The sequence below is a fragment of the Proteus cibi genome, assembly GCF_003144405.1.
GTDB classification, from domain to species: domain Bacteria; phylum Pseudomonadota; class Gammaproteobacteria; order Enterobacterales; family Enterobacteriaceae; genus Proteus; species Proteus cibi.
On the sequence record NZ_PENW01000018.1, the window covers coordinates 153,259 to 178,488 of the forward strand.

21 protein-coding genes are annotated in these 25,230 nt (G+C 41.1%); 1 reads left to right on the plus strand and 20 read right to left on the minus strand.

Going from position 1 to position 25,230, the window contains the following annotated elements; genetic code table 11:
• Positions 1-23: 23 nt before the first annotated feature.
• Both secA and secM read right to left on the minus strand, forming a co-directional pair.
• Complete coding sequence (secA, locus tag DK865_RS10770; protein WP_023581503.1) at positions 24-2,732, minus strand: preprotein translocase subunit SecA; 2,709 nt, start codon at positions 2,730-2,732, stop codon at positions 24-26.
• 99 nt (positions 2,733-2,831) lie between these two features.
• On the minus strand, positions 2,832-3,359 hold the full coding sequence (gene secM / locus DK865_RS10775) for a secA translation cis-regulator SecM (RefSeq protein ID WP_023581502.1): 528 nt from the start codon (positions 3,357-3,359) through the stop codon (positions 2,832-2,834).
• Positions 3,360-3,404: 45 nt separating this feature from the next.
• On the opposite strand from secM, the gene DK865_RS10780 reads away from it, so the two are divergent.
• Positions 3,405-3,920, plus strand: a complete 516-nt coding sequence (locus DK865_RS10780) for a DUF721 domain-containing protein (protein WP_023581501.1) — start codon at positions 3,405-3,407, stop codon at positions 3,918-3,920.
• A 34-nt stretch (positions 3,921-3,954) separates the two neighbouring features.
• Here the strand turns inward: DK865_RS10780 and lpxC are convergent, their stop codons facing one another.
• The 18 genes from lpxC to DK865_RS10870 form a co-directional block, all read right to left on the minus strand.
• The gene (gene lpxC, locus DK865_RS10785) at positions 3,955-4,872 is read right to left on the minus strand and encodes a UDP-3-O-acyl-N-acetylglucosamine deacetylase (RefSeq protein WP_036913397.1); all 918 of its coding nucleotides are present in this window, start codon (positions 4,870-4,872) and stop codon (positions 3,955-3,957) included.
• Between the two features lie 98 nt (positions 4,873-4,970).
• Positions 4,971-6,137: a cell division protein FtsZ gene (gene ftsZ, locus DK865_RS10790; RefSeq protein ID WP_023581499.1), complete on the minus strand. Its 1,167-nt coding sequence runs from the start codon at positions 6,135-6,137 to the stop codon at positions 4,971-4,973.
• A gap of 70 nt (positions 6,138-6,207) precedes the next feature.
• On the minus strand, positions 6,208-7,464 hold the full coding sequence (ftsA, locus tag DK865_RS10795) for a cell division protein FtsA (RefSeq protein ID WP_006533748.1): 1,257 nt from the start codon (positions 7,462-7,464) through the stop codon (positions 6,208-6,210).
• Positions 7,465-7,508: 44 nt separating this feature from the next.
• The gene (ftsQ, locus tag DK865_RS10800) at positions 7,509-8,294 is read right to left on the minus strand and encodes a cell division protein FtsQ (protein ID WP_023581498.1); all 786 of its coding nucleotides are present in this window, start codon (positions 8,292-8,294) and stop codon (positions 7,509-7,511) included.
• A 1-nt stretch (position 8,295) separates the two neighbouring features.
• Positions 8,296-8,652, minus strand: coding sequence for a hypothetical protein (locus DK865_RS10805; protein ID WP_109391908.1), 357 nt, complete (start codon positions 8,650-8,652; stop codon positions 8,296-8,298).
• 5 nt (positions 8,653-8,657) lie between these two features.
• Positions 8,658-10,121 (minus strand): UDP-N-acetylmuramate--L-alanine ligase, encoded by a 1,464-nt coding sequence (murC, locus tag DK865_RS10810; protein WP_036912437.1) that lies wholly within the window; start codon positions 10,119-10,121, stop codon positions 8,658-8,660.
• A gap of 41 nt (positions 10,122-10,162) precedes the next feature.
• Positions 10,163-11,245, minus strand: coding sequence for an undecaprenyldiphospho-muramoylpentapeptide beta-N-acetylglucosaminyltransferase (gene murG / locus DK865_RS10815; protein WP_109391909.1), 1,083 nt, complete (start codon positions 11,243-11,245; stop codon positions 10,163-10,165).
• Complete coding sequence (gene ftsW, locus DK865_RS10820; protein ID WP_023581495.1) at positions 11,242-12,435, minus strand: cell division protein FtsW; 1,194 nt, start codon at positions 12,433-12,435, stop codon at positions 11,242-11,244. Before ftsW ends, murG begins: the two co-directional genes overlap by 4 nt.
• Positions 12,435-13,745: a UDP-N-acetylmuramoyl-L-alanine--D-glutamate ligase gene (gene murD / locus DK865_RS10825; RefSeq protein WP_109391910.1), complete on the minus strand. Its 1,311-nt coding sequence runs from the start codon at positions 13,743-13,745 to the stop codon at positions 12,435-12,437. Before murD ends, ftsW begins: the two co-directional genes overlap by 1 nt.
• 1 nt (position 13,746) lies before the next feature.
• Positions 13,747-14,829: a phospho-N-acetylmuramoyl-pentapeptide-transferase gene (gene mraY / locus DK865_RS10830; RefSeq protein WP_023581493.1), complete on the minus strand. Its 1,083-nt coding sequence runs from the start codon at positions 14,827-14,829 to the stop codon at positions 13,747-13,749.
• Positions 14,823-16,205: a UDP-N-acetylmuramoyl-tripeptide--D-alanyl-D-alanine ligase gene (gene murF, locus DK865_RS10835; protein ID WP_109391911.1), complete on the minus strand. Its 1,383-nt coding sequence runs from the start codon at positions 16,203-16,205 to the stop codon at positions 14,823-14,825. Before murF ends, mraY begins: the two co-directional genes overlap by 7 nt.
• Positions 16,202-17,689, minus strand: a complete 1,488-nt coding sequence (murE, locus tag DK865_RS10840) for a UDP-N-acetylmuramoyl-L-alanyl-D-glutamate--2,6-diaminopimelate ligase (protein WP_109391912.1) — start codon at positions 17,687-17,689, stop codon at positions 16,202-16,204. Before murE ends, murF begins: the two co-directional genes overlap by 4 nt.
• The gene (gene ftsI, locus DK865_RS10845; RefSeq protein WP_109391913.1) at positions 17,676-19,472 is read right to left on the minus strand and encodes a peptidoglycan glycosyltransferase FtsI; all 1,797 of its coding nucleotides are present in this window, start codon (positions 19,470-19,472) and stop codon (positions 17,676-17,678) included. The genes murE and ftsI overlap by 14 nt, the downstream gene beginning before the upstream one ends.
• Before the next feature lie 11 nt (positions 19,473-19,483).
• Entirely contained in the window at positions 19,484-19,801 is a 318-nt protein-coding gene (gene ftsL, locus DK865_RS18955; protein WP_023581490.1) for a cell division protein FtsL, read from the minus strand.
• Entirely contained in the window at positions 19,802-20,749 is a 948-nt protein-coding gene (gene rsmH, locus DK865_RS10855; RefSeq protein ID WP_023581489.1) for a 16S rRNA (cytosine(1402)-N(4))-methyltransferase RsmH, read from the minus strand.
• 3 nt (positions 20,750-20,752) lie between these two features.
• Positions 20,753-21,211, minus strand: a complete 459-nt coding sequence (mraZ, locus tag DK865_RS10860) for a division/cell wall cluster transcriptional repressor MraZ (protein WP_023581488.1) — start codon at positions 21,209-21,211, stop codon at positions 20,753-20,755.
• A 684-nt stretch (positions 21,212-21,895) separates the two neighbouring features.
• Positions 21,896-22,903: a catabolite repressor/activator gene (gene cra / locus DK865_RS10865; RefSeq protein ID WP_036912429.1), complete on the minus strand. Its 1,008-nt coding sequence runs from the start codon at positions 22,901-22,903 to the stop codon at positions 21,896-21,898.
• 222 nt (positions 22,904-23,125) lie between these two features.
• A complete protein-coding gene (locus tag DK865_RS10870) occupies positions 23,126-24,931 on the minus strand; it encodes an AMP-dependent synthetase/ligase (RefSeq protein ID WP_109391914.1) in 1,806 nt (601 codons plus the stop codon).
• Positions 24,932-25,230 lie beyond the last annotated feature (299 nt).

The following is a 25,230-nucleotide window of genomic DNA, read 5'->3' on the forward strand; positions in this document are numbered from 1 at the left end:
CACCTATTATCATGAAAAATAAATTAACCTAACTGACCATGACAATGTTTATATTTCTTACCAGAACCACAAGGACAAGGTTCGTTACGCCCTACTTTTTTACCTGCTGCGACTTGACCATCTACTGCTGACATTTGAGACTCTTTTGTCACTTCATGGCTTAGTTGTTGTTGTTTAGCTAAACGCTCGGCTTCTTCACGACGACGACGCTCTAACTCTTCAACTTCTTCAGGTAAACGAACTTGTACTTTACTTAGTGTGCTGATCACTTCATATTTTAGTGATTCCAACATGTTAGCAAACATCGCGAACGATTCACGTTTGTACTCTTGTTTTGGATCTTTCTGTGCATAACCACGTAAGTGGATACCTTGACGTAAATAATCCATTGCTGCTAAGTGTTCTTTCCACAGTGAATCCAGCGTTTGTAACATTACGCCTTTTTCAAAGTTACGCATCATTTCAGCACTGACGATCTCTTCTTTCGCTTTATAAACTTCGATAGATTTTTCTAAAATACGCTCACGTAATGTTTCTTCGTGTAATTCTGGCTCTTTATCTAACCACTCTTTGATTGGTAAATTTAAATCAAAGTCTTTTTGTAGACATGCCGTTAAACCTTCGATATCCCACATTTCTTCCAGTGATTGAGGCGGAATATAGTTATCAATCATCGAAGTGAAGACGTCTTGGCGAATGCTATCAATAGTTTCACTGACATCTGCCACATCCAGTAATTCATTACGCTGAGTATAGATTGCACGACGCTGATCATTTGCCACGTCATCATATTCAAGCAGTTGCTTACGAATATCAAAGTTGCGGTTTTCTACTTTACGCTGTGCATTTGCAATTGCTTTGGTTACCCAAGGGTGCTCAATCGCTTCGGTTTCATTCATACCTAATTTACGCATCATGCCAGACACTTTGTCTGAAGCAAAAATACGCATTAAGGAGTCTTCCATAGACAGATAGAAACGAGAAGAACCTTCATCCCCTTGACGACCTGCACGACCACGTAACTGGTTATCAATACGGCGAGATTCGTGACGTTCAGTACCAATAATATGTAAACCACCTGATGCTAATACTGCATCATGGCGCTCTTTCCATTTGGCTTTGATTTCTTCAATTTGCTCTTCCGTTGGCTCTTCAAGTTTAGCCACTTCAGTTTGCCAACTTCCCCCTAACACGATATCGGTACCACGACCTGCCATGTTAGTTGCGATAGTTACTGCTGAAGGTAAACCTGCGTTAGCAATAATATCCGCTTCCATTGCGTGGAATTTCGCATTCAACACGTTATGGTGAACATTCGCTTTCGTCAGGGCTTTAGAAATCTCTTCTGATTTTTCAATTGAAATGGTACCGACAAGAACAGGCTGACCATTTTGAGTACGTTCACGAATGTCTTCAATAATGGCGGCAAATTTACCTTGCTCATTCATATAGACTAAGTCAGGCAGATCTTTACGTACCATTGGGCGGTTAGTTGGGATAACGATTGTTTCTAAGCGATAGATAGAGTTAAATTCAAACGCTTCAGTATCCGCAGTCCCCGTCATCCCTGCTAATTTTTCGTATAAACGGAAATAGTTTTGGAATGTAATTGACGCTAATGTCTGGTTCTCATTTTGGATCTTCACACCTTCTTTTGCTTCAACAGCTTGGTGTAAACCATCAGACCAACGACGACCTTGCATTGTACGACCAGTATGTTCGTCAACAATGATCACTTCGCCATCTTTCACAATGTAGTCAACATCTTTAGTAAATAGTGCGTGAGCACGCAATGCTGCTGTTACATGGTGCATTAACATAATATTAGCCGGTGAGTATAAAGACTCCCCTTCTTTCATCATGCCAGCATCTGCTAGTAACCCTTCGATTTTAACCAGCCCGCGTTCTGTGATGTTCACTTGACGTGTTTTTTCATCAACAGAGTAATCACCTTCACCTTGGAAAGTATCTGAGTCCTCTTTTTCTTGAGGGACCAAATGAGGGATGACTTTATTCATTTGGATATAAAGCTCAGAGCTATCTTCTGCTGGACCTGAAATGATCAGTGGTGTACGTGCTTCATCGATTAAGATTGAGTCAACCTCATCCACTAATGCATAGTGTAATTTACGTTGAACACGTTCTTGAGGGCTGAATGCCATGTTGTCACGTAGGTAGTCGAAACCGAACTCATTGTTCGTACCATAAGTGATATCAGCATTATAGGCTTCGCGTTTTACAGGTGGCGCCATATTTGGCAAGTTAATACCAACGCTTAAACCTAAAAATTCAAACAGAGGACGGTTATTTTCGGCGTCACGCTGTGCAAGATAGTCATTGACAGTAACAACATGAACCCCTTTACCTGATAGCGCATTTAAGTATGCGGGTAATGTTGCGGTTAATGTTTTACCTTCACCAGTACGCATTTCTGCAATACAACGCTCATTTAGAACCATACCACCAATTAACTGTACATCGAAGTGGCGCATACCGAAGACACGCTTACTTGCTTCACGAACAGTGGCAAATGCTTCAGGTAAAATATCTTCTTCTTTTTCACCGTTTTTTAAACGTTCACGAAATTCGTTTGTTTTTGCTTTTAGCTCATCATCGGTCAGCTTTTCAAAAGCAGGTTCTAGTTTATTAATTTCAACAACAACTTTGCGCATACGACGGATTGAGCGATCATTACGACTACCAAAAATTTTGGTTACAATTTTACCTAACATAAATCTTTATTCTCATTTATGGCGTGAAACGCCGAAAAAAGCCTCTGTATCTATCAATAAACAGAGATAATCATAATCTGATTAGATTAAGTGATTCAATTAAGCGGTTAGGTAAGGCCCTGCGCGAATACCGCGGATTTGTGCAAGCCATAATCCGGTATGATAGGAAATTGTATTCTGTACTAAAACATAGCCAGAAAGAGGAAGGTTACTTAGTGTCGATGATGGCGTCTCTGTCAATAAGGCATACAACGTATCGAGCATAACCGCTGCAACATTAGAAACAGGTAACGGTTCATCTTTGGCTTTCACCATCAATTCAGGCGAATTAATGGTGAATGCAAAAGAGAGCTGTTTGATCACATTTTTTACTGCATGTTGTTGCCAGTAATTAAAGGTGAAGGATGAAGCAGGATTCTGTACACTTTGGCGTAAGAATAAATTATCAAACGCAATAAGTGCCTGACTTTGACGGTTTTGAGATGAAGGAGTATCTGTTTGCTGTGGATTTTCGGCATGAGCAGACAACAGCGAAGGTATTCCAATACCTGCTGCTACCATCCCTAAAAGCAGATGCGACCAAAAATATCGTCTGCCAAACTGTCGCCAAAAACTTATAATGCTCATTAACCTTCGTTGCTCATTAATCTTTATTTTGTGGAGTCAAAATCTATGCGGGATAGTTACCCACAATCATTGGAAAAAATCTTCATTGAACTTGAAGGTTCCAACAAGAGTACATTACAACTTATACAACAGCGCGCAACGATTTTACTAAAATTAAATCGTGCCGTCATGGCTCTTTTACCTGTTCCTTTGCGAGATAAGTGCCGTGTTGCAAATTATCGCAATGCTATTTTAATTATTGAAGTTGCAAACGCAAGTTGGTTAACTCGTTTACGTTATGAAACCCCGTCATTACTTTCTGCATTGAGACAAGAAATTTTACCATCCTTATCCTCAATAGACATCAAAATAAATCCGTCTTTAGGAATAAAACAGGAAAAAAGATCTTTAATATCATCATTAAAAGAACAAGAACCGGCAAAGAGACGTCACTTAAGTTTAGAAAGCGCGCAGTCATTGAAATATTTGGCTGAGAAAAGCCCTAAGAAGTTAAGAGAGAGATTAGAACGGTTGGCTGCACTTGCCGGAGAGAGTACAAGTACAGCCAAAGATGAACGTTAATTAGCGATAATTAACGTGCTTTCCTTCGCAGGGATTAAGCAAAGACCATTGAGGGCGCTTTGAATGCCACAGGCATTTGCGCTTCGTCTTCAAAGGTGACAAATTCCCACGCAGATTCTTTTGCTAATACAGCTTGGAGCAATTTATTATTCAGTGCATGGCCTGATTTAAACGCGGTGAATTCACCGATAATGTTATAGCCACACATAAATAAATCACCGATTGCATCCAACATTTTGTGACGAACGAATTCATCTTCAAAACGCAGACCATCATCATTGAGAACACGATAGTCATCAACGACGATTGCACAATCAAAGCTTCCGCCTAAACACAATCCTTTAGATTGTAGGTATTCGATATCACGCATAAATCCAAAAGTACGAGCGCGGCTAATTTGGCTCATAAAAGATTCAGCGGAGAAATCTAATTTATAACGCTGTGTACTTGCATCAATGGCAGGGTGATTAAAATCGATAGTAAAATCTAATTTAAACCCGTTATATGGACGCATTTCTGCCCATTTGTCGCCATCTTCTACACGTACTGTTTCTTTGATGCGAATGAATTTCTTCGCAGTACGAAGTTCTTCGATACCGGCATCAAGTAACAAGAAAACAAAAGGTGCTGCACTTCCATCCATAATTGGAATTTCAGGCGCATTCACTTCAATTACGATATTATCAATGCCTAAACCAGCCAGTGCTGCGTTTAAATGCTCAACGGTTGATATACGCACATCGTCTTCGTTTACTAAGCAAGTACATAACATAGTGTCACGAACTGATTTTGCGTCTGCTGGAAAATCCACCGGTGGATTTAAGTCAGTACGACGGTAGATGACCCCAGTGTTTGCTGGCGCCGGACGCATTGTAAGCGTAACTTTTTTACCCGTGTGAAGTCCCACACCAGTTGCTTGTACAATTCGTTTTAATGTCCGTTGTTTGATCATCATTTTATCTCGCAATGTTATCCGTCCTACCAATCATTATACTTATAATTGGCAGGACAGTTTAGCACAAAAAGCGGAGATGCCAATCTTTTTGGCGATTAATCAGCCTGTTTTCTCAGGAACGCAGGGATATCTAAATAATCTGGTTCTTTGTTTGCCTGAGTAGATTGTTCGTTAACGGCTTTTGCAGCAGGCTTGCTTTCTTCTACAGCAGAGAAAGAAGACATGCTATTTTGCATTTGCTGGTAACGATTCTCCATTGCGCTTTGCTGATTCTGTTTATTAGTTACCAGCGTAATTTCAGGACGTTTGTCCATTCCAATACCTGTTGCAACCACAGTCACACGCAATTCATCATTCATTTCTGGGTCAAGGGATGTACCGATAACCACAGTCGCATTATCTGATGCAAATGCACGAATGGTATTACCCACTGTTTCAAATTCATCAAGACGTAAGTCAAAGCCTGCTGTGATGTTGACTAACACACCACGAGCACCAGATAAGTCGATATCTTCCAATAATGGACTTGAAATCGCCATTTCTGCGGCTTCTTCAGCACGATCTTCGCCTTTCGCAGCACCAGAGCCCATCATGGCATAACCCATTTCAGACATCACAGTTCTTACGTCAGCAAAGTCAACGTTCATTAAACCTGGGCGAGTAATTAGTTCAGCGATACCTTGAACTGCGCCTTTTAATACATCATTAGCTGCGCCGAACGCATCTAATAATGAAATACCACGACCAAGGACTTTTAATAATTTGTCATTTGGAATAGTAATTAATGAGTCAACATGTTTTGATAACTCAGTAATCCCTTGTTCCGCAAATGCCATACGTTTTTTGCCTTCAAAATTAAAAGGCTTAGTCACTACAGCAACGGTCAAAATCCCTAATTCTTTAGCCACTTCTGCAACAACAGGCGCAGCACCAGTACCAGTACCACCGCCCATACCTGCTGCGATAAAGACCATATCAGCACCTTCAAGCGCTGCACGTAACCCTTCGCGGTCTTCCTCAGCAGCATTACGGCCTACTTCAGGGTTTGCACCTGCACCTAAGCCTTTCGTAATGGCATTACCAATTTGAATAGTCTGTCCGACTGCTGTTTTACGTAACGCTTGAGCATCCGTATTGACTGCAAAGAAATCTACGCCTTCAATACGTTCACGAACCATGTGCTCAACCGCATTACCGCCGCCGCCACCAACGCCGATGACTTTGATCACCGCATCGTTGGTTAATTCCATAGGTTCAAACATAATTTCTCTCCGTTTTGTGCCTTCTCAGGGCCGCTTGCTCAAACGACCTCTTTTTAAATTTGTCTGATTATTAAAACTCTCTTTTTAGCCAACCAGTAAGTTTCTTAAATAAACCACTGACTGCAGAGCGTTTTTCGGTTTCTGTTTCCTCACCAAAGTGAGATTCTTTACCGTAATGCAAGAGCCCAACCGCTGTTGAGTAGTAGGGGTCCTGCGCATAATCTGTTAGCCCGGTAATATTTAACGGTTTACCGATCCGTACTTGCGTGTGGAAAACACGTTGAGCACATTCAACAAGTCCATCAATCTGTGCAGCACCACCTGTTAGCACAATACCTGCGGCTAAGTGATGCTTAATCCCTTGCTGGCGTAACTGTTCTTGAACTTTTAAAATCTCTTCATTAACAAGATTGAGCAGTTCGGTATAACGAGGCTCAATCACCTCAGCAAGGGTTTGTCGTTGCAGACTTCTTGGTGGTCTGCCTCCGACACTTGGAACTTCGACATTTTCATCTTTACCAACTAAAGAGCCTAGTGCACAACCATGGCGAACTTTGATAGCTTCAGCATCATTTGGCGGAGTGCCAAACGCATAGGCGATATCACTGGTTACAACATTGCCTGCATAAGGAATAACGCGAGTATGTCTTAATGCTCCACCGGTATAAATAGCGATATCCATTGTACCGCCACCAATATCAACAACACACACACCTAGTTCACGTTCATCTTCTGTTAATACAGCGAAACTTGAAGCGAGCCCCGCAAAAATCAGTTGATCCACTTTTAACCCACAGCGTTCAACTGCTTTTACAATATTCTTTGCCATATCGTTATGGCAGGTAATTAAATGAACTTTCGCCTGCATACGCACGCCCGATAATCCAACTGGGTTTTTGATCCCTTCTTGATAATCAATGGCATACTCTTGCGGTATAACATGCAAAACACGGTGTTCATCTTTTACTTTGACGGATTTCGCGGTATGAACCACGCTATCAACATCATCTTGGGTCACTTCTTCTTCTGAAATTGGCACCATACCAATCTCATTCTGGCAACTGATATGCTTGCCTGATAACGCCAAATACACTGAAGATATTTGGCAGTCAGCCATCAATTCAGCCTGATCTACCGCCCGTTGTACACATTTTACGACGGATTCGAGATCATTAACGCCACCTTTATCCATGCCCCGAGATGGACAACTTCCCACCCCGATAATATTCACTACACCATCAGGCAGGATCTCACCGACAAGGGTGGCTACTTTGGCCGTACCAATCTCAAGACCAACTACTAATTTTCTGTCCGTCGCTTTGATCATTATTGTTCTGCCTTCGCCTTCATCGTGTCATCTGCCACGTCTTGTTATTCATTCTCAAGTAATAAAGGAGCCCATCCGACTGCACCACCACTGTCATAACGCAGATCTACGTAATCAACCCGTTTATCTGTTTGTTGTTGCAGTATCGGATACAACTCAATAAAGCGAGCGATCCGTTTTTCGTTATCCTTACGACCTAACTCCAATCGGACATCATTGTCTAAAACTAATTGCCATCCTTGACGGGCAGACATTGACGCTGCTTTTAAATTCAGGTTACTTGCAAGAAGCTGATCTCTCATTGCCACATAACCTGATAACACCATTTTTTCACTTCCTTGAGGACCATATAGCAAAGGATAACTTCCTTTGGTTTCCAACTGCGTTGGCAGGCTGAAAACACGCCCTTCTTTATCAAGAAAGTAAGTGTCATTCCAACGGGTAAAGGGAACATATTCTACCAGATGGATTTTAAGTTCATCAGGCCACTGTTTACGAACAGTGACTTGCCTAATCCATGGCATGCGTTCAATTTGTTGCTGAATGATATTCACATCCTGTGTCATAAATGTGCCCGGCTGACCTAAAGACAAAATAGCCTGACGTACATCATCATTCGTTGTGTAATGTCGCTCACCGGTTAATACAAGTTTTGAGATTGGCAGACGATTGGCGTCTTTCATCCAGTTAACCACTTGTATTCCACCCCAAATGATGGTGGCAATCACACATAAGAAAAAGATTAATCCTGATAAATAAGTCCCATTACTCGGTCTGTCAGAATGTTGCTTCTCTTTGTGTTCTTTTATATTTAGCGCTGCTTGTGACATATTAACCCACTAACTCCTGAGCAACGTTTAAACAAGAGAATCGCCCATCCTTTTGTCCGATATTCCAGCGATTAATACTTTTCCTACATATATATACTTTATGAACACTTTTAGGTTTGATAATTAAATCACTAAATTGTTCAATCTGTTGAGAATTATTTACTTTAAAAGAAGAAATTGCGAATTTTTCTGCGTTTTTCTTCCTTTTTAACTGAAATTTTTTCTCAATACAGATTTGAGCAAGCGAATTCTCGATCATTTTTTTCGCTAATACCGTGTTATTTTCCTCATAACACCCCATCATTACAGTTATTTTATTGATTATTTCACCATAAATGATGTCCACTTGCTCAAACATCCGTCTTAATCCTCGCTGAAAGATGGCTGTAACTTCGTATCTGCTAAGCGACGCGCTATTTTACCAATATTTCCAGCACCTTGAACTAAAACAAGATCATTATCTGTTAATACTCCCGCCAATATTGATGAAATATTAGTCACATCAGAAACCCAGATAGGATCGAGCTTCCCGCGTTGGCGAATTGTTCGACAAAGTGAGCGACTATCGGCACCTGCAATAGGTGCTTCCCCAGCAGAATAAACATCGGTTAATAATAAAATATCAACCTGATTGAGAACAGTGGCAAAATCTTCATATAAATCGCGAGTACGTGTATAACGATGAGGTTGGAAAATCATCACTAGACGTTTATCTGGCCATCCTGCTCTCGCCGCTTTAATCGTTGCATCAACTTCTGTTGGATGGTGACCATAGTCATCCACTAGCATCACTTCACCTTCTTGACCATTAACATGCTCAAGACTGTAGTTACCTAAGAAATCAAAACGACGTCCAGTTCCTTGGAAGTTAAGTAATGCAGCTAAAATATGTTCGTCAGCAATGCCTTCTTCTGTGGCGACAGCTACCGCAGCTGTCGCATTCAATGCGTTATGGCGACCAGGTGCATTCAATACAACTTGTAAATCTGGCATACCTTCACGAGAAATAGTGAAAAAGCCCTGAGCACCTTTTTGTTCATAATGCGTAATACGAACATCAGCATCTTCACTAAAGCCATAAGTCGTAATATAACGCCCCACTTTAGGAATAATCGAACGAATGACATCATCATCCAAACACATCACGGCACGACCATAGAATGGTAAATTATGCAAAAAGGTAATAAACGTCTCTTTTAGATTGTCAAAATTACCGTGATATGTGTCCATATGGTCTGCTTCGATATTCGTCACGACAGCAACCATAGGTTGTAAATGTAAAAACGATGCATCGCTTTCATCAGCTTCAGCAATTAAATAACGACTGCAACCTAAGCGAGCATGAGTGCCAGCCGATTTAACCAGCCCACCATTAACAAATGTAGGATCTAAACCCGCTTGCGCATAAATATTTGAAATCATCGCTGTTGTTGTCGTTTTGCCATGCGTTCCAGCAATCGCAACACCATGACGATAACGCATCAATTCAGCCAGCATTTCAGCACGACGAATAACGGGGATACGCGCTTCTCTTGCTGCAATAATCTCCGGGTTTTCAGCACTGATTGCCGTCGAAACCACAACAACACTTGCGCCACGAATATTTTCAGGGCGATGATTAAAATAGACTGTTGCGCCTAAGGCAACGAGCTGTTGTGTGACTACGTTTGGTGCTAAATCAGAACCGCTGATTTCATAACCTTCGTTAGCCAGCACTTCAGCAATTCCACCCATACCCGCACCACCGATGCCGATAAAGTGAATATGCTTAACTTTTCTCATTTCAGGCACAAACGATCTTAATTTTGCCAGTTGTTGTGTATTCACTATTTACTTCTTCACTCTAGGTTAATGGTTACAAGTTACGTTTATTTTTTTGCCACTTCGATTATCACATTCGCTACGCGCTCTGTGGCATCCGTAATCGCAACACTTTTTGCTTTCTCTGCCATCGCTAACAAGGTTTCTCTATCCCAATTTTTCAGGGTTTGTGCAATGACTTCTGGAGTTAAATCTTTTTGTTCAATAATACGCGCTGCACCTGCTTTTTCTAACGGCAGTGCATTCCAATATTGCTGTCTATCTTTGTGCTGGAAAGGAACAAAAATTGCGGGTAATCCCGCTGCGGCAATTTCGCTGACTGTTAATGCACCTGAACGACACACAACAACATCAGCCCATTGGTAAGCTTGCGCTATATCATCAATAAATTCAGTAACTTTATATTCAGATTTAACTGAATTTTTTGCTAATTCGTTCTGATAGCGTGTTTTTGTATCACTTTCGCCACCTTTTCCTGCTTGATGCCAGATTGTAACATGTTCACCGAGTAAACCTGCAACTACGGGTAAGGTGTGATTTAAAATTCTAGCACCTTGGCTACCACCAATAATCAGGACACGAACAGGTCCTGTTCTCTCTTTTAATCGTACTGACGGTGTTTCAAGTGCCAATACATCTTCACGAACAGGATTTCCAACAACTGGAGCGTTAGGAAATGCGCCGGGAAAAGCCTGTAATACACGTTTTGCAATTTTCGATAACCAGCGATTGGTTAATCCAGCGATACCATTTTGCTCATGCAAAATAACGGGAACCCCACACATCCAAGCCGCAACACCACCGGGACCTGATACATATCCACCCATACCAAGTACAGCATCTGGCTGATAGCGTTTCATAATGGCGCGAGCTTGAAAAATCGCTTTAATAATACGAATAGGTGCGGCGATTAACGCTTTAATACCTTTACCACGTAAACCTGAGATACGAATAAATTCAATTTCGATACCGTGCTTAGGCACTAAATCGGCTTCCATTCTATCTGCCGTTCCTAACCATCGGATTTCCCAACCTTGGGATTGTAGATAATGAGCAACAGCCAGTCCTGGGAATACATGTCCCCCAGTACCACCAGCCATAACCATTAAACGGCGTCTACGCTCGCTCATTTCGGGCTCCTTACAAACGCCTGAGCTTGTGCTAGACGTGTTTCATAATCAATTCGTAATAACATCACGATGGCCGTTGACATAATAATCAAACTAGAACCACCGTAACTAATAAGAGGAAGGGTTAATCCCTTTGTTGGTAACATGCCCGCTGCTGCGCCTACATTGACCAATGATTGGAATGTAAACCAGATCCCGATAGAACAAGCTAAAAAGCCTGAAAAACGTTGTTCGAGGATCAGCGCACGTCGTCCAATTTGCATCGCGCGAAAAGCGATGAAGAATACCATTAAAAGCACCAAAACCACACCGATATAACCAAGTTCTTCGGCGAGAATAGAGAAAATAAAGTCGGTATGTGCCTCAGGTAAATATTCTAGTTTTTGTACTGAGTTTCCTAAGCCTTGCCCAAGTAAATCACCTCGACCAAATGCCATTAGCGATTGTGTAAGCTGATAACCGCTACCAAATGGATCTTCCCAAGGCTCTAAGAAAGAAGTTATTCGTCGAACACGGTAAGGTTCAACAATAATCAACATCACAACAGCGGCAATGCCTGAACCGATAATGGCTAAGAACTGCCAAATTTTAGCGCCAGCTAAAAATAACAACGCTAATGTTGTTACGAATAAAACCACAACGGTTCCTAAGTCTGGTTGTAATAACAATAAAACAGCCAGAACTAACATCACGCCCATCGGCTTACAGAAACCCCAAAAGTTATTTCTAACTTCTTCAACTTTTCGGACTAAATAGCTCGATAGATAACAAAACAGTGCAAGTTTTGATAATTCAGCGGGTTGAAAATTTAGTGGTCCCACAGCAATCCAGCGTGAAGCGCCATTAACTGAACTCCCAACCCCCAATACCACTAATAAAAGAAGTATCGAACCAAACAGCATTAAGCTGCTATAACGTTGCCAAATTGCCATTGGAATGCGCATGGTGACTAACGCAATACAAAATGCGACAACGATATAGATGCCATCACGTTTAGCAAATAAGAAAGGATCTTCTGCAAGACGTTGACCAACAGGCATTGAAGCCGATGTCACCATAACAAAGCCGACAACCGCTAATCCGAAAGTAAACCAGAGCAAAGTGCGATCATACGGTACAAATGCCGTATTCTCAGTTTGATAACTGCCCACTAACCACTGTTTTAATCTTCGCATTGCGAATATGCTCATCAGCCAAGCTCCCTTGCTAAACGTGCAAATTCATCACCACGTTGCTCAAAACATTTAAACTGATCTAAGCTTGCACATGCAGGCGAGAGCAACACCATATCCCCTGATTTTACAGTAGGCGCTAAAGCTCGCATGGCTTCTTCCATTGTCACTGTTAATAAAGAAACATCTGGTCGTAGATTTGCCAATGCCTGCCCATCTTGTCCAAAACAGTACAGACGAATATTGTCACCGCTGATATAAGGCAATAAAGAAGTGAAGTCAGCCGATTTTCCGTCACCACCTAATAAAAGATGCAGTGTGCCGTCGACTTCGAGTCCTCGTAATGCGGCTTCTGTGCTTCCCACATTGGTGGCTTTCGAATCATTTATCCAACGTACATTTTGATGCGAATAAACTAATTGAAAACGGTGAGCAAGGCCGTGATACGTTTTCAGTACTTCGATTGCGGCGGTACGAGAAATCCCTACAGCATCAGCAAGTGCTAATGCGGCTAATGCATTGGTATAGTTATGCTGTCCTGAAAGATACATTTCAGCCGTTGAAAGGACTTTTTCACCTTTCACTTTTAAAATGCGACTGGTGTTATCAAGTTGATAGTCACCTTGTCCGACACCAAAACTAACACAACGATTATCTTTACCCGCTAAAGGTAACGTTAAGGCATCATCTTCGTTATAAACACAGGTTTTAGCGTTATTGTAGATACGTAGTTTGGCTTCACGGTACTGCTCTAATCCTAATGGATAGCGATTCATATGATCTTCGCTAATATTTAATACCGTTGCAGCCGCCGCTTGTAAGCTATACGTCGTTTCTAGTTGAAAGCTCGATAGCTCTAATACATATAAATCATGAGGCTTGGTTAATAAGGTCAACGCTGGAACACCGATATTGCCCCCGACGCCAACGCGAATACCATCCGCAGTTGCCATTTCACCAACCAATGTTGTCACGGTACTCTTACCGTTAGAGCCCGTAATCGCGACAATAGGTGCTTTAGCCTCACGGCAAAATAGTTCGATATCACCAACAATCTCAACACCATGATTTGCGGCTTCAACAAGCTCCGGTGTTGAAAGTGCAATACCGGGACTTGAGATAATTAAATCAGCATCGTTAAGCCATGCTTGATGAAAGCTACCTGTATGATATTCAACGTCAGCAGGAAGCTTATCTAAGCCTCCTGGTTTTTGGCGTGTATCAATAACCTTAGGTGTAACACCTTGGCGGATAAAAAAGTCAACGCAGGAAAGGCCTGTTATTCCAAGCCCAACAACAACCACTTTTTTTCCCTGATAATTTGCCATCTTAACGTACCTTTAATGTCGCCAGACCAATAAGCACTAACATCAGTGAGATGATCCAGAAACGGACAATAACACGAGGTTCAGGCCAGCCTTTTAATTCATAATGGTGATGAATTGGAGCCATACGGAAAATACGTTGACCACGTAACTTGAATGAGCCGACTTGCAAAATGACGGAAAGTGTTTCAACAACAAATACCCCCCCCATAATGACTAATAAGAACTCTTGGCGTAATAACACCGCAATCGTCCCTAATGCTCCCCCTAATGCAAGAGAACCTACATCGCCCATAAAGACTTGAGCTGGGTAAGTGTTAAACCAAAGGAAACCGAGACCCGCACCAACAATAGCGGTACAGACAATCACTAATTCCCCCGCATGCATCAAATAAGGAATTTTTAAGTAACTTGCAAAATTAACGTTACCTGTCGCCCATGCGACTAATGCAAAACCCGCGGCAACAAAAACAGTTGGCATAATGGCTAACCCATCTAAACCATCAGTTAAGTTAACTGCGTTACTTGTTCCAACAATGACAAAATAAGCCAGTAAGATATAAAGCATACCCAATTGAGGCATGACATCTTTAAAGAATGGTACGACTAGCTGCGTTGCTGGCGTATCTTTGCCAATGGCATACATACTAAATGCCACAACAAGTGCTAATACGGACTGCCAGAAATATTTCCAACGTGCGATTAGCCCTTTGGTATCTTTACGAACCACTTTGCGATAATCATCAACAAAACCAATCACGCCATAGCCAATTAAAACCAACAACACACACCACACATAAGGGTTATCTAATCTTGCCCATAATAGTGTCGAAATAGAGATAGAGAACAGGATCATAATCCCGCCCATTGTTGGTGTACCACGTTTGCTAAAGTGCGACTCAGGTCCTTCACTACGAACCACTTGTCCAATTTGCATTTTTTGTAACCATGCAATGAGATGAGGTCCCATCCACAAAGCAATAATTAATGCCGTCAATAAACCAACAATCGCCCTGAATGTCAGATAAGAAAACACATTAAAAAATGTATGATATTTAACCAAATATTCGGCTAGCCAAACTAACATTCAAAGCACTCCTTTAATGCGTTCACGATATCTTCCATCGCGGAGCTTCGTGAACCTTTTACTAAAACTGAAACAATATCATGCTGCTGTAATAATGGGATTAATTGAGCAAGTAAGTCGGCTTTAAATGCAAAATGCTGACCACCTTGATTTTCATCACTAATAAAATGGCTGTGATGCCCAACAGTAAAGACACTATCAATACCTGCATTGTGAGCAAAACGCCCCACATCTCGGTGACATTTTTCTGAATCTTTACCTAATTCAGCCATATCCCCTGCAACAAAAATTTTATATCCCGGTAATTGAGAAAGCACTTGCAAACCCGCAATCATCGAGCCATCGTTCGCATTGTAAGTGTCATCTAACACCATTTTTCCTGACGTTAACTCGACAGGGTACAATCTTCCCGGCACCGCTTTTAATGTCGATAAACCAAGGCGAATATCTTCAAGCGTTGCACCCGCAGATAGCGCAAGTGCACTTGAGGCTAAAGCATTTGCAATATTATGACGACCGGGTAATGGAAGAGTGACGTCAACACAACCTTCAGGTGTATGTAAGGTGAAGTTTGTGATGAATTGCTTAACGACAATCTCGGTAGGATAAAAATCTGCATTGCGTTGTGCTGATAAAGAGAACGACCATTGTGTTTGACGCGCATTTAAATGATGTTGCCACAGAGGTAAGTCATTACTATCAAGATTAATAATGGCTGTACCTTGCTCTTTTAAATGCGTGAAAATTTCACCTTTAGCCTGAGCAATACCTTCCAGTGAGCCAAAACCTTCGATGTGCGCCGAAAAGAGGTTGTTTACCAATGCACTATCTGGTTTTACCATATTTACGGTATAAGCGATTTCACCGATATGGTTTGCACCTAATTCAATAACCGCAAAACGATGTTCAGGTGTTAAACGAAAAAGCGTTAAAGGAACGCCAATATCGTTATTTAAATTGCCATGGGTATATAAAGTTTCACCACAGTGACGCAAAATAGAAGCGGTCATCTCTTTAACGGAAGTTTTCCCAGAAGAGCCTGTCAGTGCAACAATCTTGGCGTGGCTTAACGAACGAATATGTGCTGCAATCTCACCCATTGCTAGATGAGTATCTTTCACGATAATTTGTGGGCAATCAATTTCGATTTCGCGATTGACTAAAACCGCAACAGCGCCCTTTTCTTTTACATCAGCAATAAAATCATGCGCATCAAAACGCTCGCCCGCTAATGCAATAAACAAACAATCTTCATCAATTTTACGACTATCTGTTGAAATCGATTTGATGATAAGCTGATCCGCTTGGCTTTGAGCGATATGGCTCAATGTGCCTTTGCTAATTTGTGCAATATTTCCTAAAGACAGAGGGATCATGCTATCACCCCCAATAACCGCGCAACGGTTAATCTGTCTGAGTAATCAAGGCGACGCGAGCCAACCAATTGATAATCTTCATGCCCTTTACCTGCGACTAAAATCATATCATTAGTATCTGCTTGCATAATCACGTTAGTGACCGCTTCAGCACGTCCTTCAATCGCAATCGCACGACCTGGGTCCATTAAACCCGAAAGAATATCTTGAATGATTGCCTGAGGCTCTTCACTACGAGGATTGTCATCAGTGATAACAACTTTATCAGCGAGCTCTTCTGCCACGGCACCCATTAGTGGGCGCTTACCTTTGTCTCTATCTCCGCCACAACCAAATACACACCACAGTTTACCTGTGCAGTGTAAACGAGCCGCTTGCAGTGCTTTCTCTAAAGCATCTGGAGTATGTGCATAATCGACAATAACCGTAGGGCGATTATCCGCGCTAAATACTTCCATGCGTCCGCAAACAGGTGTGAGTAAAGATGATGCTTCAATAACCGCATCTAATGGATATTCAAGTGCTAATAATGTCGCTAAAGCACATAAAAGGTTGCTGACATTAAATGCCCCCATTAATGGGCTTTCAATTACACCCTCACCCCAGCTAGAACTAAAGTGAATCGTTGCACCCGCATCATGATAATGAACACGGGTTGTTTTCACAAAACGGCCTTGCCAGTTTTGTGGCAATGTATTTTCCATTGTCACAGCAACAGCATCAGGTAAACGAGATAACCATTTTTGACCAACCGCATCATCCGCATTAATGATTTTTTCACCACTATGATGAGTGGAAAATAGTAACCATTTTGCTTCTTCGTAGTTAGCCATATCACCATGATAATCAAGATGATCACGACTTAGATTCGTAAATACGCTCGCCACAAAAGGCAATGCACTGACACGACCTTGAACTAAACCATGAGAAGAAACTTCCATCGCGGTCAATGTCGCGCCTTGATTTAATAATTGCTGTAACTCTAATTGAATATCAACCGCAGAGCCTGTGGTGTTCATCGCAGGAACAACATGACCTAAAAGTCCATTTCCTACTGTTCCCATCACAGCACTTGTTTCACCTAAACCTTGCGCCCACTGTGCTAACAATTGTGTTGTTGTCGTTTTTCCGTTAGTCCCAGTAACACCTATCAGCTTCAGCTTTTCCGCAGGTTGATGATAAAAATGCCCCGCTAACTTTGATAACTCGGCATTAAGATTATCAATATAAATAACTGGAATACCGTGGCTTTCACGGATTTCACCATGCGTTGCAACATCTTGTGCTTCCGCTAATACCGCTGAAACACCTTGAGCAATTGCTTGAGGAATATAGCGTCTACCATCAGTTTCATGACCTTTAATGGCGATAAAAAGATCACCGCTCGCCGCTTTTCGGCTGTCGAGTGTCATGTCTTTGAGCATCAAAGACGGTGCTTGTATCCCGAGTGCCCTTAATAGGTCACTTAAGTTAGGATCGGCCACTTGTATCCTCTTCTTTTTTAATTACAAATTCATTTTTATCGTCTGGCGTTAATGCATCAGGTTCTACGTTCATTGTACGTAAAACCGCGCCCATGATTGCGCCAAACACCGGTGCAGAAACTGCCCCACCATAGTACTTCCCTGCTTTGGGTTCATTGATTACGACAACCAATGCAAAACGAGGGCGACTTGCAGGAGCAACACCCGCCGCATAAGAGATATATTGATTGATATATTTTCCGTCTGGTCCTACTTTCTTCGCTGTCCCGGTTTTAATGGCAACACGATAACCTTTAATTGCCGCACTCACACCACCACCACCGGGCAATGCAACGCTTTCCATCATATGAACGACAGTTCTCATCACTGGCTCGGGAAAGACACGAGTTCCTGGTACTGGAGGATCAACTTTTGTAATAGAAAGAGGACGGTAAATACCAAAACTACCAATCGTTGCGTAGACACGCGCTAACTGTAACGGCGTTACCATTAGCCCATATCCGAAAGAGAAGGTGGCCCTTTCAAGATCGGACCACCGTTGTTTTTTTATTGGAAATATGCCACTACTTTCGCCAACTAGCCCCAAGTTAGTTGGCTTCCCGAATCCAAATCGTGAATAGACATCCACAAGTTCGGATGCAGGCATCGCTAACGCCAGTCGTGAAACACCAACGTTACTCGATTTCTGTAATATTCCTGTTATCGACAGTTCATGATATAACGCCACATCTTTGATTTGATGTCCACTAATTCGATAAGGAACCGTATTAATAACGCTATTTTCTTGAATAATATGATTGTGAAGCGCACTCATCACAACCATTGGTTTTACGGTAGAACCTGGTTCAAAAATATCGGTGATAGCACGATTACGCATCGCGTCTTTAGGTGTCCCCGTTAAATTATTTGGGTTGTACGATGGACTGTTAGCCATCGCCAGCACTTCACCGGTATTCACATCAACTAAAACAGCGGTTCCCGATTCTGCTTTATTCTTAATAACAGCATTGGTTAATTCGCGGTAAACCACAGATTGCAATCGTTCATCAATACTTAACATCAGGTTATGAGCGGCTTGGCTGTCCGTTTGAGCGATATTTTCAATAACACGGTTAAAACCATCTTTACGAACAACACGCTCACCAGGGGCACCTGTCAGCCACTGGTTAAAGCTTTTTTCAACCCCTTCAATACCATCACCATCAATGTTTGTTACACCGATGATGTGAGCGGTTACTTCACCTGATGGGTAATAGCGTTTTGATTCTTGGCGCATATTAATCCCAGTGATTTTTAGCTTACTAATATAATCACTAATTTCAGGATTCACTTGCCGAGCTAAATAGATAAAACGCGCAGAAGGTGTTGCGACAATTTTTTGCTCAATTTGATTCACTGGCATCTTCAATGCATCAGCAAGTGCTAACCAACGAGAGTCCGTCATATCAGGATTAGCATCTAATACAACTTTAGGATCTGCCCAAATAGCGAAAACGGGCACGCTAACGGCAAGAGGTCTGCCCATTCTATCGCTGATCATGCCTCTTGCTGTTGGGACTTTTTGCACACGGAGAGAACGCATATCCCCTTCACGAATAAGGGGATCAGGATTAATAATCTGTAAATAGGCGACACGGATTAATAGCGCGGCTAAAGCGATACCAATACCACCGCAAAGCAACGCAAAACGCCAACTCACAAATCCTGTTTTTTCTTCAGGCTTGCGTAGTTTGGCATTTGACTTTGTCTTGGCTTTCGCTTTTGCCGAACGTGAAAATTTCATACTTGCCTTAATTATTTAGTAACCACGATGTTCTCTTTTGTTGGGTCAACATGGATCATCCCCAAACTATCACTTGAAAAACGCTCTACTCGGCTATGGTCTGCCAGCGCATTTTCTTCAAGAATGAGATTGCGCCATTCGATCTCCAATACGTTTTTTTCCAGCACTAAACGTTCTTTCTCTGCTGTCAATAAACGAGTTTTATGTGCTGTCGTCACGACATACACCGCAGAAATAATCACAGCAATCAGTAAACATACAGGCAATTTGCCATGACGCAGTAAATCCTGCCCTATAACTCCCGGTAGTGAGTGTCGTTCAGTAGACATTTATTCCTCAATACGTTGTGCTACACGCAATACAGAGCTTCGTGCTCGTGGGTTTTCTTCAACTTCTACGCCTGTCGGTTTCATTTTGTGAATACTCGATAAGCGAGCACTTCCTAACTCTTTTATCTGCGCTTCTGTGAGAGGAATACCCGCAGGAACCACAGGTCCTTTGCTTTCATCTCGAATAAAACGTTTCACCAATCGATCTTCCAACGAATGGAAACTAATGACTGACAAACGTCCTTCAGGTGCTAAAACAGAAACTGCGCCTTTTAATGCTTTTTCAATTTCATCTAATTCGCTATTGATATAGATGCGAATTGCCTGAAAACTGCGTGTTGCTGGGTGTTTATGTCGCTCTTTTACTGGGCTTGCATCGCTAATTAAATCAGCTAATTGCTTGGTTCTCGTCAAAGGCTCTTCTGTTTTGTTACGTGCAACAATGGCACGAGCAATACGCTTAGCAAAACGTTCTTCACCAAATGTTTTTAATACCCATGTAATGTCGTCTTCTTCTGCTGTCATCAGCCATTGAGCGGCTGATTGCCCTGATGTTGGGTCCATACGCATATCAAGAGGTCCATCACGCATAAAAGAGAAGCCACGTTCAGGATCATCAAGTTGAGGAGAAGAAACACCTAAATCCAGTAATACGCCGTCAATTTTTCCAGCTAAACCAAGCTCATTAACATACTGTTCAATATTTGAAAAAGGCCCATGAACAATAGAAAATCGAGCATCATCAATTTCATTAGCAACCGCAATGGCTTGTGGATCTCTGTCTATCGCAATTAAGCGACCTTGCTCTCCCAGTTGCGATAAAATGAGACGAGAGTGCCCCCCGCGACCAAATGTTCCGTCGATATAGATACCTGAAGGTTTAATATTCAGGCCATTCACTGCTTCATCCAGTAGTACGCTGGTATGACTAAAATTATTTGTTGTCATTATTTAAAGTGATAAATCCAATAGTCGTGTCGATAACGGTTCCTGTGAGGTTTGCTCGGCGACAATGTCTTTTTCGATCTGTTTGTACCAGACCTGTTCATCCCACAATTCAAATTTATTGAATTGACCGACTAACATGACCTCTTTTGTTAGCCCCGCATGCTGTCTTAGCGTGCTAGCTAACAAAAGACGTCCTGCGCTATCCATTTGGCATTCGCTGGCGTGACCTAATAACAAACGTTGAACTCGACGTTCCGATGGGTTCATGGAGGACAAAGCCGCTAATTTTAACTCAATCTTTTCCCATTCTGGAAGGGTATAAAGCAATAAACACGGCTGATTGAGATCAATGGTACAAACCATTTGACCTTCAGAAATCTCACTCAGCGTTGTTCGATAACGGGAAGGAACTGTTATTCGCCCTTTGCTGTCAAGATTAACGAGTGTTGCTCCACGAAACATCCTCATTACCCCCAGCTTTGTAATTTACACCACATTATCCCACAAATCCCCACAAATAGAGTTTACGGATGGTATGAAAACGTTGTCAAGCCAGATATAGGAAGCTTTATTTATATTTACAGTAATTTGATCAGCACACCGAAATGTTTAAATTATCGACAAAAAGAAAAAAGAAAATATTAACACTATGATTAATAGAGGTTATTTTTTAAATTCTTTTTTTAATCACGAAAAGTAATTATTTATAGCGATTACAAGGAAGAAAACCAGATAAAGAAATCATAATAAGTAAATCATGATTTTTATGATAAAAAACTAATTTATTGCAGTTCATTTACCTTTAGCCAACATAATAATTTGAGGTTGCTTTTATATAATTCCAAATAGCAAGACGAAAAAAAATAATTCAATATCATAAAGATAGTTATTTATTTTTTTCCAAAGCGTCCAAAAATAAAATTAATTACTCATTAAATTTAAGCAGTACCACTTATCGATATTTCAAAATTTAACCTACTCACCTAGTGAAATTCGAAAAATAGTAAAAAAAGGCTTAAGATTAATCTCAAATTTAATATTCTCTAAGCAATTCGACATTCTTAAATCAAATAAAACATCCCCGTTTTAATTTAATAAAACAGGGATGAGTATAAATGCAGATAATTACCAACTGAGCGAGATCAATTAACGTGCACGCCCCAAACTGCCTCGACGACATAAATCACGACGAATACGGGTAATTCCAGCTTGTGGTTTTTGTTCTTCTTCAAGACTTGCAAGAACAAGTTCTAACACACGCTCTGCAATATCACGATGTCGTTGAGCAACAGATAAAACAGGACACTCAAGGAAATCCAATAACTCATGATCACCAAAAGTCGCAATAACCAACTGTGTAGGTAAACGACCACTACGTTGTAATGTCACATCCATAACCCCTTGTAATAAAGCAAAAGAGGTAGTGAATAATGCATCAGGCATTGGATTGCTATTTAACCATTCAGAAAAAGCAGCCGCAGCGGCTTCTCGTTCATAGCTATTTGCATATAGGTAGGTGACTTCTCTAGGATCATCTTTCCACACATTACGGAAACCTTGTTCACGTAAAAAACTCACAGAGAGTTCGGGAAGCGCGCCCAAATAGAGTACAGATTGCGAAGGAAATGCTTTCAATTCCGTTGCCAGCATTTTGGCATCTTCTAAGTCATCGCCAACAACACTGATAAAATGTTCACTTTCTAATGCTCGGTCTAACGCAATAATCGGTAATGAGCGATTAGCCCAACGCTGATAGAAAGGATGCTCTGGTGGCAATGCTGTTGAAACAATAATGGCATCAACTTGACGTTGCAGTAAGTGCTCAACACAACGAATTTCGTTGTCTGGTTGGTCTTCTGAACAGGCAATCAGTAATTGATAACCACGTTGACGTGCTTGTCGTTCAAGGTAATTTGCAATCCTGGTATAACTGGTATTTTCCAAATCAGGAATAACCAAACCAATAGAACGCGTACGACCAGCACGTAATCCCGCGGCAACAGCGTTCGGGTGGTAATTATGCTCTCTGACCACCGCCATCACTTTTTCTACAGTCTTGTCACTTACACGGTACTGTTTCGCTTTACCATTAATGACATAACTTGCTGTTGTTCGTGAAACACCAGCCAAGCGGGCGATTTCATCCAGTTTCACATTAGCCTCTTTTAATTATTAAATGTGTTATTTATTACATATTGCTATGAATTTCAGTCATCATGCTGATCTGAGTTTGTATTTTAACACAATTTACTGATAAAACCGTATGCGTCAACGTTTCCGTTTATGTCTTTTATCAATTATTTCAATCATCGTTATCTATCAATAAGTAACTCCAAAAGAAAAAAGCACCTAATGGTGCTTTTTCATCAATGAAAATTAATCTTGATACATTAATTCGATTTCATCTTGATAGCGTTCAGAAATAATTTTACGGCGAAGTTTCAATGTCGGTGTTAATTCACCTGATTCCATTGAAAAGCCCTCTGCAAGAAGAGTAAAGCGTTTAACTTGATGAAAACTTGCAAAGTTTTTTTGCATTTCACGTAATCGTTCATCAAATAATTCTTTAATTTTAGTATGGCGTAATAATTCCATACGATCTTGATATTTTAAATTTAATGTACGTGCATGTTCTTCTAATGCATCAAAGCAAGGCACGATAAGAGCAGAAACAAATTTACGTGTATCTGCGATCACCGCAATATGCTCAATAAAGCGGTCTTGCCCTAATGCGCCTTCAATCATTTGTGGCGCAATGTATTTACCATTTGACGTTTTCATTAAATCTTTTAAACGTTCCGTAATAAATAACATGCCATCACTATCAAGTGCGCCAGCGTCCCCGGTGCGTAACCATCCATCTTCTGTAAATGCAGCCGCCGTATCTTCAGGTTTATTGAAATACCCTTTCATGACAATGCTGCCACGTACTTGAATTTCATTTTCTGCGCCAATACGGACTTCGACACCTGGTAATGGGGTACCAATAGAACCTAACTTATATTTGTTCTCTTCCCAGCATGAAACCGTGGCACAGGTTTCTGTCATACCATAGCCATATTTAATATTAATACCGGCAGCCAAGAAAAAACGGATCACCGCATCATCTAAACGAGCCCCTGCTGCTGGTAAAAAGCGAACTCGTCCACCTAAGATTTGACGCAGTGGCTTTAACACTTTTTTATCTGCAAAACGATAGCATAAGCGGGAAATAAAACCCTGTTGACGCTGATTCAGTTGTGCTTCACGCTGTTTTTCTCCCTGCTTTATCGCCCATTTAAAGATAAATTGACGAAACGTTGAAGCTTGGGACACTTTATCTTGAATAGCGCTATACACTTTTTCATAAAAGCGAGGAACCGCACACATCACAGTCGGTTTAACCTCACTCATTGCCTCTCTGACAGCATGAGTGTCTGTTAAATACACGTTAACCGCACCTGTGTGCATCACATAGAAGCTCCACGCGCGTTCAAAAACATGAGAAAGAGGCAAGAAACAGAGTGAAACATCTTTATCAGATAATGAGAGACGCTCATCATGTAGATAAAGCTGTGATGCCAAACTGGTATAGTCGAGCATAACGCCTTTAGGTTCACCTGTAGTTCCTGATGTATAAATCAACGTAAACAGGTCATCTAAACGGCATTCTTCAATACGTTGTTTTAACACGTCATCATGCTGAAATTGTAGCGGGCTAATTAAATTTTCCAGATAGCATGAAGGGGTATTTTCGTTTAACACCACATCGGAGTTAAACACAATAATATGTTCAAGCTGAGGACATAACGCTAATAATTCAGAAACAATATCGTATTGCTTTTGGTCGCCAACAAAAAGAATGCGAATATTCGCATCATTTAAAATGTAAGCGGCTTGTTCAACACTACTTGTTGCATAAAGAGGAACAGTTACCGCACGTAGTTGCAAAGAAGCAATATCAGCTAACGACCAATCAATCGTATTTTGAGAAAAGATCCCAATGTTTTCTTGAACATTCACACCCATTTCTAACAATGCATTTGAGAGCGCGCGTGTTTTCTTTTCAACCAACTCCCATGACATTTCGATATTGCGCTTAGTATCCCATTGACGATAAGCAATTTTATTTCCGCTGTGCAAAAACTGCATCTGCAATCTTCTAATTATATGATAATCATGAAGATTATTATTAGTTATCATAATTTTCCTGCTATTTATGGAAAAGCGACCGTGTTATGAAACTGAAATAGAAAAAATGTTTCCCTTACAATTTCAGCTTACACTTGTTCGCTGACTTGAATAAAAGTCTAAGTGATCCACCCAAATAAAGGAATTCAATTTTACATAAATTTGTAAAATTGTGAGTTATGAAAAGTTTTGTCAGAAAAAGCTATCTCATCACAGTGAAAAAACTCAATGTTAGGGTTTTATTTTTTTATAAAAAATTAAAAAAAAGCGGATAGATAACAATAAGTAATCATCATAACTTAATCAATGAC

Excerpts from the sequence above, each read along its gene's own strand:
- ftsI (WP_109391913.1), bottom strand. The coding sequence starts at position 19,472 with ATGAAATTTTCACGTTCGGCAAAAGCGAAAGCCAAGACAAAGTCAAAT.
- ftsZ (WP_023581499.1), bottom strand. The coding sequence starts at position 6,137 with ATGTTTGAACCTATGGAATTAACCAACGATGCGGTGATCAAAGTCATC.
- ftsA (WP_006533748.1), bottom strand. The coding sequence starts at position 7,464 with ATGATCAAAGCGACGGACAGAAAATTAGTAGTTGGTCTTGAGATTGGT.
- mraY (WP_023581493.1), bottom strand. The coding sequence starts at position 14,829 with ATGTTAGTTTGGCTAGCCGAATATTTGGTTAAATATCATACATTTTTT.
- DK865_RS10870 (WP_109391914.1), bottom strand. The coding sequence starts at position 24,931 with ATGATAACTAATAATAATCTTCATGATTATCATATAATTAGAAGATTG.
- secA (WP_023581503.1), bottom strand. The coding sequence starts at position 2,732 with ATGTTAGGTAAAATTGTAACCAAAATTTTTGGTAGTCGTAATGATCGC.
- murF (WP_109391911.1), bottom strand. The coding sequence starts at position 16,205 with ATGATCCCTCTGTCTTTAGGAAATATTGCACAAATTAGCAAAGGCACA.
- secM (WP_023581502.1), bottom strand. The coding sequence starts at position 3,359 with ATGAGCATTATAAGTTTTTGGCGACAGTTTGGCAGACGATATTTTTGG.
- lpxC (WP_036913397.1), bottom strand. The coding sequence starts at position 4,872 with ATGATCAAACAACGGACATTAAAACGAATTGTACAAGCAACTGGTGTG.
- mraZ (WP_023581488.1), bottom strand. The coding sequence starts at position 21,211 with ATGTTTCGTGGAGCAACACTCGTTAATCTTGACAGCAAAGGGCGAATA.
- ftsQ (WP_023581498.1), bottom strand. The coding sequence starts at position 8,294 with ATGTCACAAGCAGCGCTAAATATAAAAGAACACAAAGAGAAGCAACAT.
- ftsL (WP_023581490.1), bottom strand. The coding sequence starts at position 19,801 with ATGTCTACTGAACGACACTCACTACCGGGAGTTATAGGGCAGGATTTA.
- murD (WP_109391910.1), bottom strand. The coding sequence starts at position 13,745 with ATGGCAAATTATCAGGGAAAAAAAGTGGTTGTTGTTGGGCTTGGAATA.
- DK865_RS10805 (WP_109391908.1), bottom strand. The coding sequence starts at position 8,652 with ATGTTTGAGCAAGTGGACATCATTTATGGTGAAATAATCAATAAAATA.
- murG (WP_109391909.1), bottom strand. The coding sequence starts at position 11,245 with ATGAGCGAGCGTAGACGCCGTTTAATGGTTATGGCTGGTGGTACTGGG.
- DK865_RS10780 (WP_023581501.1), top strand. The coding sequence starts at position 3,405 with ATGCGGGATAGTTACCCACAATCATTGGAAAAAATCTTCATTGAACTT.
- rsmH (WP_023581489.1), bottom strand. The coding sequence starts at position 20,749 with ATGACAACAAATAATTTTAGTCATACCAGCGTACTACTGGATGAAGCA.
- ftsW (WP_023581495.1), bottom strand. The coding sequence starts at position 12,435 with ATGAGCATATTCGCAATGCGAAGATTAAAACAGTGGTTAGTGGGCAGT.